Origin of the sequence: Pseudoalteromonas sp. SCQQ13, from assembly GCF_015864415.1 — a bacterium.
GTDB classification, from domain to species: domain Bacteria; phylum Pseudomonadota; class Gammaproteobacteria; order Enterobacterales; family Alteromonadaceae; genus Pseudoalteromonas; species Pseudoalteromonas nigrifaciens.
The window spans coordinates 1-593 of sequence record NZ_JADYXG010000029.1; the positions used below are offsets into that span (position 1 = coordinate 1).

The following is a 593-nucleotide window of genomic DNA, read 5'->3' on the forward strand; positions in this document are numbered from 1 at the left end:
TGATAAGGTTCACGCCAGCGCTAACATTAAGAAAAACACGGTTCGGATTTCTGCTCGAACCACTACGTTAACTCAACCAATGGAGGCGGCAATTCCTCTCGGCACTAAAGTACCGAGTATTCTTGCCGTAAACTGATGAAAAAAGTTTCACTAACTTTAATTTTACTCTGCGGTATTAGCTTCCAACCGAAAGCTCAAAATTTGGATCTTCAGGTTAATAAATACTCTCAAGCCAAGCGTGTGGAGTCGTTTGAATTAAACAACGTCCAAAGAAGTACATTGCAAACTATTATCCATAATGCTGAGATAGATAAACAAATAGATGCTGAATATGAAAGCGGGGTTATAGATACATTCGGAGATTTGAGTAGAAAAATCCCTTACAAGGGTAGTGAAATTATCAACGTAAATCTAAAGAGCAGTAAGAGCGGCTTAGATAACTACACTCTAAAACCAATTTACATCGCTTATGGCGGTGATTTAAAGTTAAGGAGAGTAGAGTTCGAATCTAAAAACAAAAAAATTAAAGCTAGGCTGTATTCATTTATGGAAAGTGACGAAAGTAATTCGCCTTCAACACTTTATTATGAATT

The 593-nt window shown here is 36.8% G+C and carries 1 protein-coding gene; it reads left to right on the forward strand.

Annotated elements, in window-relative coordinates; genetic code table 11:
• Window positions 1-135: 135 nt before the first annotated feature.
• A partial coding sequence (locus I6F41_RS16830) for a hypothetical protein (RefSeq protein WP_197108797.1) occupies window positions 136-593 on the forward strand: 458 nt, incomplete at its 3' end.